This is a genomic window from Bradyrhizobium sp. UFLA06-24, assembly GCF_054967145.1.
Map to the genome: position 1 here is coordinate 58,970 of NZ_JADFUE010000002.1, position 14,189 is coordinate 73,158.

Here is a 14,189-nt window from a genome sequence, read left to right on the forward strand (position 1 = left end):
CAGCTGTCCCGCTCCCTTCGAGCGGTTAGAGGCGCTTTGCCCCAACCATCGGCGACCGGACGACCCGGAAGCCTTATGAGTTCAGAAAGTCACGACCGGCGACGGCAATCGTCGCCGGTCGAAAGTGGTCGTGTCAGCGAATGACGTAGGGCAGCAGGCCCAGGAACCGTGCGCGCTTGATGGCGCGGGCGAGTTCACGCTGCTTCTTCGCGGACACCGCGGTGATGCGGCTCGGCACGATCTTGCCGCGCTCGGAGACGTAACGCATCAGGAGCTTGGAGTCCTTGTAGTCGATCTTCGGCGCATTGGCTCCCGTGAACGGGCAGCTCTTGCGGCGACGGAAAAACGGGCGGCGTGCACCAGCTTCAGCCATTGTTCTTACTCCCCATCCGTTTCAGCTTCGTCGCGCGGACGGCGCGGGCCACGATCACCGCGGAAGCCGCCGTCGCGATCGCCACGGAAGCCGCCTTCACGCTCGCCGCGGAAGCCACCGCCACGGTCGTCACGCTCGCGATCACGGTCGGCCTTGCGCATCATCGCGGACGGACCTTCCTCGAGCTCCTCGACGCGGACGCTGAGATAGCGGATCACGTCTTCGCTGATGCGCTCCTGGCGCTCGATCTCGGCAATCGCCGCGGACGGCGCGTCGATGTTGAGCAGCACGAAGTGCGCCTTGCGGTTCTTGTTCATGCGGTAGGTGAGGGAGCGAACGCCCCAATTCTCGGTCTTGGTGACCTTGCCGCCGAGACCCTCGACGATGCCGGTCATCTGCGCAGTCAGCTCTTCGACCTGCTGCGTGCTCGCGTCCTGGCGCGCGAGAAAAACATGCTCATAGAGAGCCATTGTCGTCCTTTCCTCGTGTTGGCGCATTGCCCGGCGTCAAGCCCTTAAGAGACCTTCGGAAAGGACTCTGGGATTAAGCTCAGAAGGCGGAAACACGGGACGACGGGTCGACTGGCCCTGCCACACCAAAATCACTGAGGATTTGCTGAGACCGTCCGTTCAGCTCCCGGCCGGGGTCTGCGGATGCGCGCGTTATACGGATTTTGGCCGGCTTGGCAAGGTTGAGCGCTTTGCTTTCGGCCCGGATCGTCCCGGTGCGGGCGGACAAACGGTTCTTAAATACCATATCCAGCTTGATTTATTTGTTTGTATGTCATACAAACAATGCCGCGCGAGGATGAGATGGTGGAAAAGTCGGCCCAGGAGTCGTTGGAAGCGGTTGGCGACCCCAAACATGCCGCGCGGGCGACGCGCTCGGCTGGCCGCAAGATGCGGTCTCTGCTCTTGGATGCCGCGAGCCCCTTGTTTCGCGAGCGGGGCCTGTCGGGCACCGCGATCACCGACATCGCAGCCGCCGCGGACGCGTTCCCGAGCCAGATCACCTATTATTTCCGAACCAAGGAAGCGCTCTTCGTCGAATGCGCCTGCCGCGATCTGCTGTATTTGGCCCGCGCGACCGAGCAGGCGGCGCTGAAGGCGCGCACGCCCGGCGAATACACCCGCGCGTTGGCCGAGACCGTGACGGCGAGCGATTCGATTGCCTTCTTCGCCGAGGCGCTGACACTGACGCGCCGGCGCCAGGATTTGGCACCGCTGGTCGAGCGCACCATCGAGCGCCTGCATTCTGAAGGCGCGCGCGCCTATGCGGGCCAGGTGGCGCGCCATGGCTGGCGGTCGCTGCGCGCTCCCGACGATAGCTCGCGGCGGTTCTGGGCTGTCGCCATCGGAATCATTCTCGAAGGCTGTGCCATGGGCCGCTCGCCGGAGGCGCTGTGCGCCGAGATGCTGCGTGTGCTCGGCGCGCAGGCGAAATCCAGCAGCGACACTGGGCGGCTGCGTCTCGTCGACGAGCACAATGCGTCAAGCCATCAGAACGAGGAGGAGTAGGTCATGACCGCGCTTCGCATGCGGGCCCGCGATTTCCTCACCGACAAACAACTGGCCGACGTACGCCAACGCGTGACCTGGAAGGGCGTTGCGATGATCGCGCACGCCTGGGCGCTGATATCAGGTGCGATCGCCCTGGTCGCATGGTGGCCCAATCCGATCACCTATATTCTCGCCGTCGCGATCATCGGCTCGCGCCAGCTGGGCCTGGCGATCCTCATGCATGACGGCGCCCATGGCTGTCTGTCCGCGGACGAGAAGACCAATCTGGCATTGAGCCAATGGCTCTGCGCCTATCCGCTCTTTGCGGAGACACGCAGTTACCGGCGCTACCACCTTCAACACCACGCCCGCACCCAACAGGAGGACGATCCTGATCTGGTGCTGTCGGCGCCGTTTCCGATCACCAAGCTCAGCTATCGCCGCAAGTTCATTCGCGACATCACCGGGCAGACCGGCTACCAGCAGCGCAAGGCGCAACTGCTCAATGCGCTCGGACCGAGGGACTGGCCGTGGCGCCAGCGCGCCGCGCATTTCTGGGACAAGCTCGGCCCGCAATGCCTCGTCAACGCCGCGATGTTCGCTGGCCTTGCGGCGGCCGGCGTGTGGTGGGCCTATCCGCTTTTGTGGTTGGTGCCGCTGCTCACCTGGATGATGGTCATCACCCGCATCCGCAACATCGCCGAGCATGCTGTCGTGCCTGACAGCAGCGATCCCCTGCGCAACACCCGCACCACCCACGCCAATTTTTTCGAGCGGCTTTTCATCGCGCCGTACTACGTGAACTACCACCTCGAGCATCATCTTCTGTTCTACGTGCCCTGCTACAACCTGCCGAAGGTGCATCGTCTGCTGAGCGAGAGCCGGCATGGCGGCCGGATGGAGGTGCAGCCGAGCTACGCTGCGGTGCTCCGGCTTGCGACCGCCAAGCCCGATCGGGATGACCGTCCCTGCCAGCTCGTCAACAGCGCGCGCCGTGCGCAGGCAGGGGCGGTGGTTGATGCCAACCAGGCCAATGGCGGGTTCTAGGCGTCGCATCCCCAGGTGAATGCTGGCCGAAGTCCCTATCTTGGCTTGACATTCCAGCCCCGGACAGTGTCTACGGCCCCCTTTGGAGCATGATCCGGAACCATGGCCTAAGGCCGTGCGTCATCGGCTGCCGGTTCTCGAGAGGGATCACGCCCGACAAGCAGGGAGCGCCGATGACGGCAGCATTCACATTTCCTGGACAAGGTTCCCAGGCAGTCGGCATGGGCAAGGCCCTGGCCGACACCTTTCCGGTGGCGCGCGCCGTGTTCGACGAGGTCGATGCCGCGCTCGGGGAGAAGCTGACGGCGACTATCTGGGATGGCCCGGCTGAAACCCTTCAGCTCACCGAAAACGCCCAGCCGGCCCTGATGGCGATGTCCATGGCCACTCTGCGGGTGCTCGAGGCTGAGGCCGGGTTTTCCGTCGGGCGGGATGCGGCCTTCGTGGCCGGCCACTCGCTCGGTGAATATTCGGCGCTGGCTGCGGCTGGGAGCCTGACCATCTCGGACACCGCGCGGCTGCTTCGTATTCGTGGTCTCGCAATGCAAAAAGCCGTGCCTGTTGGCGCCGGCGCCATGGCCGCGCTGCTCGGCCTCGATTATGACGCGGCCATGGAGGTCGCCAAGGAGGCGGCGCAGGGCCAGGTCTGCCAGGCCGCCAATGACAATGGTGGTGGGCAGGTGGTCGTCTCCGGCGACAAGGCGGCGGTCGATCGCGCGGTCGAGATTGCCAAGACCAAAGGCGCCAAGCGTGCGATGCTGCTGCCGGTGTCCGCGCCGTTCCATTGCAAACTGATGCAGCCCGCGGCCGACGCCATGGCGGAAGCGCTGTCCAAGGTGACGATCAAGGCGCCGGCTGCGCCGCTGGTGTCCAATGTGCTGGCCCGCGCCATCACCGATCCCGACGAAATCCGCCGCCGCCTGGTAGAGCAGGTCACCGGCACGGTGCGCTGGCGCGAGTCGGTTGCCTATATGGCTGGGCAGGGCGTCACCCGTTTCTTCGAGATCGGCGCGGGCAAGGTGCTGACGGGACTCGTGAAGCGCATCGCCGACGGCGCTGTCGGTGTTGCGGTCGGCGGTCCCAATGATATTGCCGCCGCCAAGGATGCATTGGCCGCTGCGAAGCAGGGCTAGAGGAGTTTTTCCATGTTCGATCTGACTGGCAAAAAGGCGCTCGTCACCGGCGCGACCGGCGGCATCGGCGGTGCGATCGCACAGGCGCTGCACGCGCAGGGCGCCACCGTCGCGATATCAGGAACGCGCAAAGAAGTGCTCGATGAGCTTGCCGGCAAGCTTGGCGAGCGCACCCATGTGCTGCCCTGCAATCTCTCCAAGGCCGATGAGGTCGAGGCGCTGGTGCCGGCTGCGGAAGCGGCGATGGGCCAGGTCGACATTCTCATCGCAAATGCCGGTATTACGCGGGACAATTTGTTCGTTCAGCTCCGTGATGAGGATTGGGACGAGGTTATCAACGTCAATCTGACCGCGACCTTCCGCCTGGCGCGCGCCGCCACCAAATTGATGATGCGCAAGCGCTTCGGCCGCATCATCGCCATCACCTCGGTGGTCGGCGTTACGGGCAATCCCGGGCAGGGGAATTACACTGCCTCGAAGGCCGGCTTGATCGGCATGATCAAGACGCTCGGCGCCGAATACGCCAAACGCGGCGTCACCGCGAACTGCATCGCACCCGGCTTCATCAAGACGCCGATGACGGATGCGCTCAACGACAAGCAGCGCGAGATGATTCTGACCAAGGTTCCAGCCGCCCGTCTGGGCACGCCCGAGGACATTGCGGCAGCCGCCGTCTATCTCAGCTCGAACGAAGCAGCCTACGTCACCGGCCAAACCATCCACGTCAACGGCGGCATGGCCATGATCTGACGTTTCGCATGGGCGGGCGGGATGCGGCAAACGGCCGTTTCCGGAGCGAATTGAGGCGTGTAGTCAAGGCACTTGAAGTATGTTAACCGGACGCTGAACGGATGGGCAAAGAACGCCATTGCAGGTTTTTGAAACCCTGTATATTGGCGATGCGGAGCCTTAGCCGTCGTTCGCCGGGCCGCATCGGTAAAGATGGGGCCAAATCAAAGTTCGTAAGCGAAGGCAGTCAACGACCACGACGGCTCGTATCGTCCCGGGGGGTCGGGTCTACAGGGAACAACACGAGGTTATGCAATGAGTGACATTGGCGAGCGGGTTAAGAAGATCGTGGTCGAACACCTTGGTGTTGAACCCGAGAAGGTTGTCGACGCTGCGAGCTTCATCGACGACCTCGGCGCCGACAGTCTGGACACCGTCGAGCTGGTGATGGCGTTCGAAGAAGAATTCGGGTGCGAAATTCCGGACGACGCCGCGGAGACCATTCTCACCGTCGGCGACGCCACCAAGTTTCTCGAGAAGAACGCGAAGAGCTAAGGCTCTTCATTTTCGCGGGGACAACATTGAAACCGGACGGGCCGCTTCGCAGCGGTCAGCCGGTTTCTTGTTATTGGCCGTGAATCTTTCGATGCGGAGTTTTCGGATATGAGGCGGGTTGTCGTCACTGGTCTCGGCATGGTGTCGCCACTCGGCTGCGGCGTCGAGCCGACCTGGAAGCGCATCCTCAACGGCGAGAGCGGTGCGCGCAGGATCGAGAGCTTCGATGTCTCCGATCTGCAGACGAAGATCGCCTGTACGGTCGTGCGCGGCGACGGCAGCAACGGCAGCTTCAATCCGGACAAGTGGATGGAGCCGAAGGACCAGCGCAAGGTCGACGACTTCATCATCTTCGGCATGGCCGCGGCCGGCCAGGCGCTCGACGACGCCAATTGGCATCCCGAGACCGAAGAGGACAAATGCGCGACCGGCACCATGATCGGGTCCGGCATCGGCGGCCTCAACGGCATTGCTGAGACTGCGATCCTCTTGAAGGAGCGAGGCCCGCGCCGGGTCTCGCCATTCTTCATTCCGGGCCGCCTGATCAATCTCGCTTCCGGTTATGTCTCGATCGCCCACGGCCTGAAGGGCCCGAACCACTCGGTGGTCACGGCCTGCTCGACTGGCGCGCATGCTGTCGGAGACGCCGCCCGCCTGATTGCGCTCGGCGATGCCGACGTCATGGTCGCCGGCGGCGCGGAGTCGCCGATCAGCCGGATCGGCATTGCCGGCTTCAACGCCGCGCGCGCGCTGTCGACCGGCTTCAACGAGACCCCCGAGAAGGCCTCACGCCCCTATGACAAGGACCGCGATGGCTTCGTGATGGGCGAGGGCGCCGGCGTCCTCGTCCTCGAAGAGCTCGGGCACGCCCAGCGCCGCGGCGCCAGGATTTATGCCGAGGTGATCGGCTACGGTCTGTCGGGTGACGCCTATCACATTACGTCGCCGTCACCCGATGGCGATGGCGGTTTCCGCAGCATGTCGGCCGCGCTCAAGCGCGCCGGCCTGACGGCGTCTGATCTCGATTACATCAACGCGCACGGCACCTCGACGCCGCTCGGCGACGAGATCGAACTTGGCGCAGTCGAGCGCCTGCTCGGCAATGCTGCTTCCAAGGTTGCGATGTCCTCGACCAAGTCCTCGACGGGCCATCTGCTCGGTGCGGCCGGCGCAATCGAGGCGATCTTCGCCATTCTGGCGATTCGCGATAATATCGTGCCGCCGACCATCAATCTGGATCATCCGTCGGTGGAGACCGCGATCGATCTCGTGCCGCACAAGGCGAAGCAGCGCGAGGTCAACGTCGCGTTGTCGAATTCTTTTGGTTTCGGCGGTACCAATGCGTCGGTGATCGTCCGGCGTCTGGCCCAATAGTTTGTGTTTGCGACGAATCCACCGTTTTGCCGTATTCGGCGATAGTCATATCTGTGGGCGCGTGCATTTGGCTCGGCAAGCGATTGTCAGGCTGCGATTGAACCGGCAGGATTCAGGTTGCTTCGATGAGTGAAAGGCCGCCCATTTCGCCCCGGAGTCCGCGGGCAGCGCTCGAGCCCGAGCAAGTCCCGCCGCCGCCGAGGCGTTCGGAGCGGGCGCGCAATCCCTTCGTTGTAGTCGGTAACGCCATCATCACCCTGCTTTTGATCGGTATGATTGGAGCGGGAGCTGCCTACTATTACGGCCGGCAGGTGCTCGAATCGCCCGGGCCGCTGAAGGAAGACAAGGTCGTCAACATTCCTCAGCGTGCAGGTAAGCGCGATATCGCCGAGACCCTGAACAGGGAAGGCGTGACCGACGTCAATCCCTGGGTGTTCATCGGCGCTGTGGCCGCGCTGAAGGCGAGCTCGGACCTCAAGCCGGGCGAATATTCGTTCCAGAAGAACGCGAGCTTGCGCGACGTGATCGCCACCATTGTCGAGGGCAAGGTGGTGCAGCATGCCGTCACCATTCCGGAGGGCCTGACCTCCGAGCAGATCGTGGCGCGTCTCTCCGACAACGACATCTTCACCGGCAGCGTACGCGAAGTGCCGCGCGAGGGCACCCTGCTGCCCGAGACCTACAAGTTCCCGCGCGGGACCCCGCGCGAGCAAGTGATCCAGCGCATGCAGCAAGCGCACAAGCGCGTGCTCGCGGAGATTTGGGAGCGCCGCAGCCCTGATCTTCCGGTCAAGACTCCTGAGCAGCTGGTGACACTCGCCTCAATCGTTGAGAAAGAGACCGGCAAGCCCGACGAGCGCAGCCGCGTCGCCGCGGTGTTCGTCAACCGCCTCAAGCAGAAGATCAAGCTGCAGTCCGATCCGACCATCATCTACGGCCTGGTCGGCGGGAAGGGCACGCTGGGACGCCCGATCAAGCGCAGCGAGATCACGCAGCCCTCGCCCTACAATACCTATGTGATCGAGGGCCTGCCGCCCGGTCCGATCTCCAATCCCGGCCGCGCCTCGCTGGAGGCCGCCGCCAACCCGGCCCGCACCCGCGATCTCTATTTCGTCGCCGACGGCTCGGGCGGGCATGCCTTCACCGAGACCTACGACGCGCATCAGAAGAACGTCGCGAAACTGCGCGCGATGGAGAAGCAGATCCAGAACGACACGGTTGAGCCGGCCGAGGACGCGCCGCCGCCTGCGGCTGCGGCACCCTCGGCCGCAGATACGGTGCCGACCGCGACAACGCCGGCCCCCCGGCCGCCCCAGCAGAGGAAGCCGCCCGCCCGGCCGGCGGCGCCCGCCCGCCAGGGCGCGGTGCAGCCATCGCCGCCGGTGATCCAGCGCTAGGGCTGCTCCAGCCTCGGGCCTTGCGCAGACCGGCCTGCGGACATTGCGGATTCCACTTTCGTGCAAAATAGTCTTAAGATTCCCGTGGCCTGATGGCCTCGCGAATCCCATGCTTGTTGGAGAATTTGACCTGATGGCGCTGTCGTCCATGACCGGCTTTGCGAGACGCCACGGCGCAAGCGGGCCGTATACGTTCGAGTGGGAGTTGAAGTCGGTCAACGCCAAGGGCTTTGACTTGCGGGTGCGGCTGCCGCAGGGGTTCGACGAGCTCGAGGCCCACGCCAAGAAGCGCGCCGGCGAGCTGCTCTCGCGCGGCACCGTCTACGCCAATCTGAACGTCAAGCGCGCCAATGCTGCTGCCACCGTTCGCGTCAACGAGGATGTGCTCAACGCCGTGCTGAAGGCCGCCGCAATGATCTCCGGCAAGGTCGACGCGGTGGCGCCGAGCATCGACGGCCTGCTCGCCATCAAGGGGGTCGTCGAGGTCGCCGAGCCCGAGGGCGACGAGGAGGAGGACAAGGCGGTGCGTGTCGCCGCAGCCGAAGCCTTCGACAAGGCGCTCGACGAGCTCGTCGCGATGCGCAAGCGGGAGGGGATCTCGCTCGGCCAGATTCTGACCCAGCGCATCGATGAGGTCGAGCAGCTGGCGAAGAAGGCGGAGATCGCGCCGGGCCGCAAGCCCGAGGCGATCAAGGCGAGGCTCGCCGAGCAGATCGCCGCGCTGCTGGACACCACCGACCGTTTCGATTCCGACCGCCTGATGCAGGAAGCGATCCTGATCGCGACCAAAGCCGACATCCGCGAGGAGCTCGACCGCATCACCTCCCACATCGCGCAGGCGCGCGAGCTGATCGGCAAGGGCGGCCCGATCGGCCGCAAGCTCGACTTCCTGGCGCAGGAGTTTCACCGCGAGGTCAACACCTGCTGCTCGAAGTCGAACGACATCGAACTGACCAATACCGGTCTCGCCATGAAGAACGTGGTCGAGCAGTTCCGCGAGCAGGTCCAGAATCTGGAGTGATCGATGACGACAAGCGGTCACGGAACTGACGGGGTCGAGCGCCGCGGATTGATGTTCGTGCTGTCCTCGCCTTCGGGCGCGGGCAAGACGACGCTGTCGCGCCTACTGATCGAGCGCATGTCGGGCCTGAAGATGTCGGTCTCCGCGACCACGCGGGCGATGCGGCCGGGCGAGGTCAACGGCAAGGACTATTCGTTCGTCGACAAGGCCACCTTCGAGGCGATGGTGAAGGCCGGCGAGCTGCTGGAATGGGCCACCGTATTCGACAACAGCTACGGCACGCCGCGTGGCCCGGTCGAGGCCGCACTGTCGGCCGGGCAGGACGTGCTGTTCGACATCGACTGGCAGGGCACGCAGCAGCTGCGCGAGAAGGCGCGCGCCGACGTCGTCAGCGTCTTCATCCTGCCGCCCTCAGCGGCTGACCTCGAGAAGCGGCTGCATTCGCGCGCACAGGATTCCGACGAGGTGATCCGCAAGCGCATGAGCCGCGCCAGCCACGAGATGAGCCACTGGGCCGAGTACGATTACATCGTCATCAATCACAATGTTGATGACGCCTTCGCCGAGGTGCAGTCGATCCTGAAGGCCGAACGCCTTAAGCGCGAGCGGCGGACTGGCCTCGTGAGCTTCGTGCGAGCGCTGCAAGGTCAGCTTCAAGGCTAGGTTCGAAGCCAGGCTGCGACAGCCGTGGCCCTTGCGCCGCCAGCCGCTCCAGCATCGACGTGATGATATCGATGTCGACGGCAGTTTCGTCGTGCGCGTGGTCCTCGTGCGCACCCGCCTCGCGCACGCCCTCTTGGTGCGCATCCAGATCGTGACCGGCCAGGTCGTGATCGGCCACATCGAGATCGATCACATCGGGGTTGGCCTCCGCTTCGGAGTGGCTGTCGGCCGCAAGCTGGGGCGCCGGTGTTTCGATCTCGAATTCGTCCTCGAAATAGTCGATCCCGGTGTCCTCAGGCTCTGCGACCGCAATTTCGGTGGAACGGCCCTGCGCGGCGATCCGGCCGATCGCGTCGCTGAACGCGGCGATCTGCGGCGCTTGCGGACGCACGGCGTCGAAATCTACCGGAAGCGGTCGCGTCGTGCGTGGCATGGGTGTCGGGGCTGCATTGAGCCACGGCGCGCGGCTGTCGTCGCGATCCTGCCGATTGTCCCAGTTCACGCGGCGATCGGACGTCTGCACGCGCACGCGGCCACCGGCGAAGCGGTAGATCAGGCTGGCGAGCAGGCCAGCGAGCGCCAGTGCGCCGCCGATGACGAGCAGCAGCATCTGGAGCGAGCCGGTCGACTTGTCGGCAGCGCTATCTGCAGCGGCGAGCGTGACCGGAGCAGGGGCTGCGGCCGGTTGCGCGCTTGGCTGCGAGGTCGTTGCAGGCGTGGAGGCGGGGGCAGATTGCGGCGCGGGCGAAGCGGTGGCGGGAGCGGCATCGGGCCAGGGAGCGGCGACCGCGGGCTGAGGTGCATTGGCATCCGTGGTGGGGCCAAACGCCTGCTGCGGTGAGGTGGTGGCCGGCGCCGGTGCACTCGCTGCGGGGGTGGTTTGCGGCGCGACATATTCAGCGCGCGCATTCTGCACCGATGACGGCGCGGCCGGATTTGCATTCGGCGTGTCGGCCGCCGCCTGCGCGTTCTGCGTAGCCTTACTGCCTTCCGCGCGCAGATACCAGCATTGCCGCTTGGTCGCGCGTTCCACCCGATAGAACCAGTGCTGCCCCTGCGGCGCGACGCCCTTCGGCGAGGCGAGGCAGTCGCTCGCGGCATTCGTCGTGCTTGCCGCGCTGGTGGCTGCCGCCGTCGTGTTTGCCGCGCTGGGCGCAGTCGGCGCGTTCTGCGACACGGCGGCCAGAGGTGCGCCGGCAATGATGCTGCCAATCAGCGCGGACGTGAACTTTGCGGTGCGGTTGCCCATCCTGGTCTCCCGGTTACGCATGACGCAACTCGTTACCTTTCCTTTCTCTACAAAGAGTTAGGTGGCAATGAGCCGCAAATCCGGAGAGGATGTGGCCTGAATCGGGCCTGCGGCGCGTTTGTTCCATCCGTGATTGGGCCCTTTCCAAGGCGCCACGGCGATGCGCGGTTCCATCCGAAGGAGCTTGCGAAAGCCTACTTCCACACGCTCGCCAGCTTCAGCGCCAATATCCCCCAGCACGCCGCTGATCGATCCCACCATCGCATACGATTGCGCAAAAACGCCGGTCTGGATGAAGAACTGGCACGCAATGGCAAAGCAGACGGCGGTGAGCAGCAGGCACGCGCCGCCGGCAATGATCGCGAGGTAGCGGATCGCGACGACGACGGGTCTGGCGGAGGATGCGGGCTCGGTCATGCACGGACGGATATGCGGCGGACGCTTCTGCAGCGTCTCACACGGGTAACAGATTAGTTGCTTGCGCAGCAGTCGACCAGCGCGCGCCAGATGCGCTGGATCTCGACATTCCTCTGGAACTCGAGGACGTGATTCTCGGTCGCGTGGGAAGATCTGGCTGCGGAGTGATGTTCGCGTGGCGCGATCCAGCGTTCGGAAATCGGATCGTACCATTTGCCGGGAGTAACCAAGTTCGTATCTCCTTCTTCATCCCCCTGGTTTTCGCGCCTATCCCATGCGCCGGTTGCTGGTGTTCTGGGTGAGGTTGCCGTGCGCGGCCTGCTCACGGATGTTCTGCTTCTCGTCGTCGCGATGGCCTTTGGTGGTGTCGACGGGAATTGTCGGCGCGCTGCCGGCGCCCTTGTGGCACTGGTTCTCGTCGGGAACCGGTCGCACCGCTCTTGTCAGCGGCTTCGTCATGCGAGTCAGCCTCCATCGTTGCCCTTGATGAAAGGCCAACGCGTGGGACGCGCGGGGCGTTCCAGGCTCGGGTCCGACGCAATTGTGGCGGTGCGGCGCCCTAGTGCTTCGACTCGTGCTGCTCGCGGGGTGGCGATCCCACCGAGGACGTCTCCGTCTCCCCGGCACGGAGCTCCCTGAGATCGGTCTCAAGAGATCGTCCGTCGTCTTCGCCGGCGGCCTCGGCACTTGGCCGCTGCGTGCGGTGCTTTCCCACCATCCGTTTGATCTCGTCGATGGCTTCGAGCAGCGGCGGGGTCAGGGAGAGCAGCACCCCCATCGCAATGGCGATGATGGTGTGGCGCAGCGAGATCTTCTCATCTTCATCGACGGCATACGCGTTCTGGCCAATCGGGACAGGCGCGAGCCCGCTCGACGAGCGAGCCTGATTCGGCTGCCTCGGCTTACGCGGCGGGATCATGATCACGACGAAAAGCACGTTGATCAGGAGCCAGATGCCCAGGATGACGAGAACGGTCTGCATTGGAAAACCAAAGGTAAAGAAATGTGCTGCCGCCTTAAGGAGCCATTGAACGGCCGTTCGCACCCCAATGCAAGTTGCAAGTTGTGCATTTTGATGGACGCAAGTTTCGAGCAGGTGGCTATCGGAATCCGGCAAGTCTGGACGCGGAGAGCGGACGCAAGCCGGAGGCCATCCTCGAGCGTTGCGGTTTCGATGCCGGCCACCATTTTGAGGTGCCGACATATGGGCCGGGAGATTTTCCCCGTTGCCCGCCTGCCACGCCTTGAACTCTGTTCTTGGCCGGAGAACTACGGAAGCTGGAAAATAGCGCGGCACTGTCGGGAGTGAACAGCGGGCAGCGGGTCCGACGGCATCGCCTGGCGCCGCTAGCCGCGGCGTACTTCGCGCGTCCTCGGCTGCCTGTTCAAGTTCCGGTAAGCGTCGATTGCTTTGTTGGCAAGCATCAGGGGCCGACGTTCGCCAGTCCTGAGCTGCGCTTCGATCGCGTCGAGAATGATGTTCGCGGAGATGTCAGGCGGGCCGAGCTCGCCGCTCTTCTCCAGTGAGCTCCAGGCGATGAAGAATGCGCTCTCGACGGTGCAACGAATGGACATGCGCTGCCAACGCGGTGCGGGGACAGCCGTTCCGTGAGCGGCGGCGAGAGGTGTATCCCGCCGCCGATTGAAACTCAGTTCTTCAGCACGATGCGGCCGACCACCTTGCCGGCACGCAGCTCGTCGATCCATTTCTGGACGTCGCTCATCGGCTCCTCGCGCATCGGCGTCGGCTTGATCTTGCCAGCGCGGGCGAGCGCCATCAATTCGTGGGCCTCCGCGAGCGTACCGACCATGAAGCCTTCGACGGTGAGGCGCTTGTAGACCCATTGCACCATCGGCAGCGTGAATTGGCCGCCCATCAGGCCGGAGACCACGACCTTGCCGCCGCGCGCGGCAACGGCCACCGCGAACGCCATCGACCTTTCATTGCCGGCGAAATCGACGACCTCGTCGAAGCCGCCGTCGGTCTCCTTCAGAATGCGCTTGATCACGTCCGGCTCGGACGGGTCGTAAGCATTGGCCGCACCGTTCTTCAGCGCGGTCTCGCGCGCGGCGCCGCTGAGATCGGCAACCGTGATCGGCTGCTTGAACATCGCCTGCGCGAACGACAGGCCCATCATGCCGACGCCGCCAAGGCCGATCAGCAAAAGGTTGCGCTGGCGGGGACGGTCGACCAGACGCTTGAGCGCGCCGTAGGCGGTGACGCCCGAGCACATCAAGGTCGCCGCCTGGTTGACGGGCAGGGGATCGTAGTCGAGCAGATATTTTGCGTCGGGCACCAGCACGTGGGTGGCGAAGCCGCCGTCGATGGAGACGCCGAGGAAGCGCTGCTTCGCGCACAGGTTCTCGTCGCCGTTCTTGCAATCGCGGCACTGGCCGCAGCCGATCCAGGGAAACACCGCCTTCTTGGCGCCGACGACGCTCGCCGGCACGTCCGGACCAATCTCGTCGACGACGCCAGCGATCTCGTGGCCGAGCGTGAAGGGCAGCGTCATGCCCCGCGTGGTGTCGAGCTTCTTTCCGCCGCCGAGATCAGCATAGCCGTCCTGGATATGCAGGTCGGAATGGCACAGGCCGCAGCGCTCGATGCGCACCAGCACCTCAGGTCCCTGCGGTTTTGGCGTGTCGACGATGGTCTCGCACAACGGCGCATCGAACTTGACGAGGGACTGCCGACGCATCAACGCCATTTTCTTTCCTCCGGAATTTAAATT

General features: G+C 64.4%; 17 protein-coding genes. 9 read left to right on the top strand and 8 right to left on the bottom strand.

Features of this window, described 5'->3' with window-relative positions; all coding sequences use genetic code 11:
• Nucleotides 1-133: 133 nt before the first annotated feature.
• Both rpsR and rpsF read right to left on the bottom strand, forming a co-directional pair.
• A complete protein-coding gene (rpsR, locus tag IF809_RS02720) occupies nt 134-373 on the bottom strand; it encodes a 30S ribosomal protein S18 (RefSeq protein ID WP_007592020.1) in 240 nt (79 codons plus the stop codon).
• 5 nt (nt 374-378) lie between these two features.
• Nucleotides 379-843, bottom strand: a complete 465-nt coding sequence (gene rpsF, locus IF809_RS02725) for a 30S ribosomal protein S6 (RefSeq protein WP_128965830.1) — start codon at nt 841-843, stop codon at nt 379-381.
• Between the two features lie 342 nt (nt 844-1,185).
• Between rpsF and IF809_RS02730 the strand changes: the two genes are divergently transcribed.
• The 9 genes from IF809_RS02730 to gmk all read left to right on the top strand — a co-directional run bounded on the left by IF809_RS02730 (nt 1,186) and on the right by gmk (nt 9,791).
• On the top strand, nt 1,186-1,890 hold the full coding sequence (locus IF809_RS02730; protein WP_462836752.1) for a TetR/AcrR family transcriptional regulator C-terminal domain-containing protein: 705 nt from the start codon (nt 1,186-1,188) through the stop codon (nt 1,888-1,890).
• Between the two features lie 3 nt (nt 1,891-1,893).
• Complete coding sequence (locus IF809_RS02735) at nt 1,894-2,919, top strand: fatty acid desaturase family protein (protein WP_462836753.1); 1,026 nt, start codon at nt 1,894-1,896, stop codon at nt 2,917-2,919.
• Nucleotides 2,920-3,092: 173 nt separating this feature from the next.
• Nucleotides 3,093-4,052 carry an ACP S-malonyltransferase gene (gene fabD / locus IF809_RS02740; RefSeq protein WP_462836754.1) on the top strand — a complete coding sequence of 320 codons (960 nt, stop codon included), beginning with the start codon at nt 3,093-3,095 and terminating at the stop codon, nt 4,050-4,052.
• 12 nt (nt 4,053-4,064) lie between these two features.
• Nucleotides 4,065-4,802 carry a 3-oxoacyl-[acyl-carrier-protein] reductase gene (gene fabG / locus IF809_RS02745; protein WP_462836755.1) on the top strand — a complete coding sequence of 246 codons (738 nt, stop codon included), beginning with the start codon at nt 4,065-4,067 and terminating at the stop codon, nt 4,800-4,802.
• Nucleotides 4,803-5,096: 294 nt separating this feature from the next.
• On the top strand, nt 5,097-5,336 hold the full coding sequence (locus IF809_RS02750) for an acyl carrier protein (RefSeq protein WP_008130699.1): 240 nt from the start codon (nt 5,097-5,099) through the stop codon (nt 5,334-5,336).
• 108 nt (nt 5,337-5,444) lie between these two features.
• A complete protein-coding gene (fabF, locus tag IF809_RS02755) occupies nt 5,445-6,710 on the top strand; it encodes a beta-ketoacyl-ACP synthase II (protein ID WP_462836756.1) in 1,266 nt (421 codons plus the stop codon).
• A 125-nt stretch (nt 6,711-6,835) separates the two neighbouring features.
• The gene (mltG, locus tag IF809_RS02760) at nt 6,836-8,107 is read left to right on the top strand and encodes an endolytic transglycosylase MltG (protein WP_462836757.1); all 1,272 of its coding nucleotides are present in this window, start codon (nt 6,836-6,838) and stop codon (nt 8,105-8,107) included.
• 133 nt (nt 8,108-8,240) lie between these two features.
• Nucleotides 8,241-9,128 carry a YicC/YloC family endoribonuclease gene (locus IF809_RS02765; RefSeq protein ID WP_128965837.1) on the top strand — a complete coding sequence of 296 codons (888 nt, stop codon included), beginning with the start codon at nt 8,241-8,243 and terminating at the stop codon, nt 9,126-9,128.
• A 3-nt stretch (nt 9,129-9,131) separates the two neighbouring features.
• Entirely contained in the window at nt 9,132-9,791 is a 660-nt protein-coding gene (gene gmk / locus IF809_RS02770; protein ID WP_092294557.1) for a guanylate kinase, read from the top strand.
• Here gmk and IF809_RS02775 read toward each other — a convergent pair.
• The 6 genes from IF809_RS02775 to IF809_RS02800 all read right to left on the bottom strand — a co-directional run bounded on the left by IF809_RS02775 (nt 9,724) and on the right by IF809_RS02800 (nt 14,165).
• Complete coding sequence (locus IF809_RS02775; RefSeq protein WP_462836758.1) at nt 9,724-11,040, bottom strand: hypothetical protein; 1,317 nt, start codon at nt 11,038-11,040, stop codon at nt 9,724-9,726. The two genes, gmk and IF809_RS02775, sit on opposite strands and share 68 nt — an antisense overlap.
• 57 nt (nt 11,041-11,097) lie before the next feature.
• A complete protein-coding gene (locus IF809_RS02780) occupies nt 11,098-11,457 on the bottom strand; it encodes a hypothetical protein (protein ID WP_462836759.1) in 360 nt (119 codons plus the stop codon).
• 267 nt (nt 11,458-11,724) lie between these two features.
• A complete protein-coding gene (locus tag IF809_RS02785) occupies nt 11,725-11,916 on the bottom strand; it encodes a hypothetical protein (protein WP_128965840.1) in 192 nt (63 codons plus the stop codon).
• A 100-nt stretch (nt 11,917-12,016) separates the two neighbouring features.
• Entirely contained in the window at nt 12,017-12,574 is a 558-nt protein-coding gene (locus IF809_RS02790; RefSeq protein WP_462836760.1) for a phosphonate metabolism protein PhnM, read from the bottom strand.
• Between the two features lie 230 nt (nt 12,575-12,804).
• Nucleotides 12,805-13,032, bottom strand: coding sequence for a hypothetical protein (locus IF809_RS02795; protein WP_453979229.1), 228 nt, complete (start codon nt 13,030-13,032; stop codon nt 12,805-12,807).
• Between the two features lie 74 nt (nt 13,033-13,106).
• A complete protein-coding gene (locus IF809_RS02800) occupies nt 13,107-14,165 on the bottom strand; it encodes an alcohol dehydrogenase (protein WP_462836761.1) in 1,059 nt (352 codons plus the stop codon).
• Nucleotides 14,166-14,189: the final 24 nt, after the last annotated feature.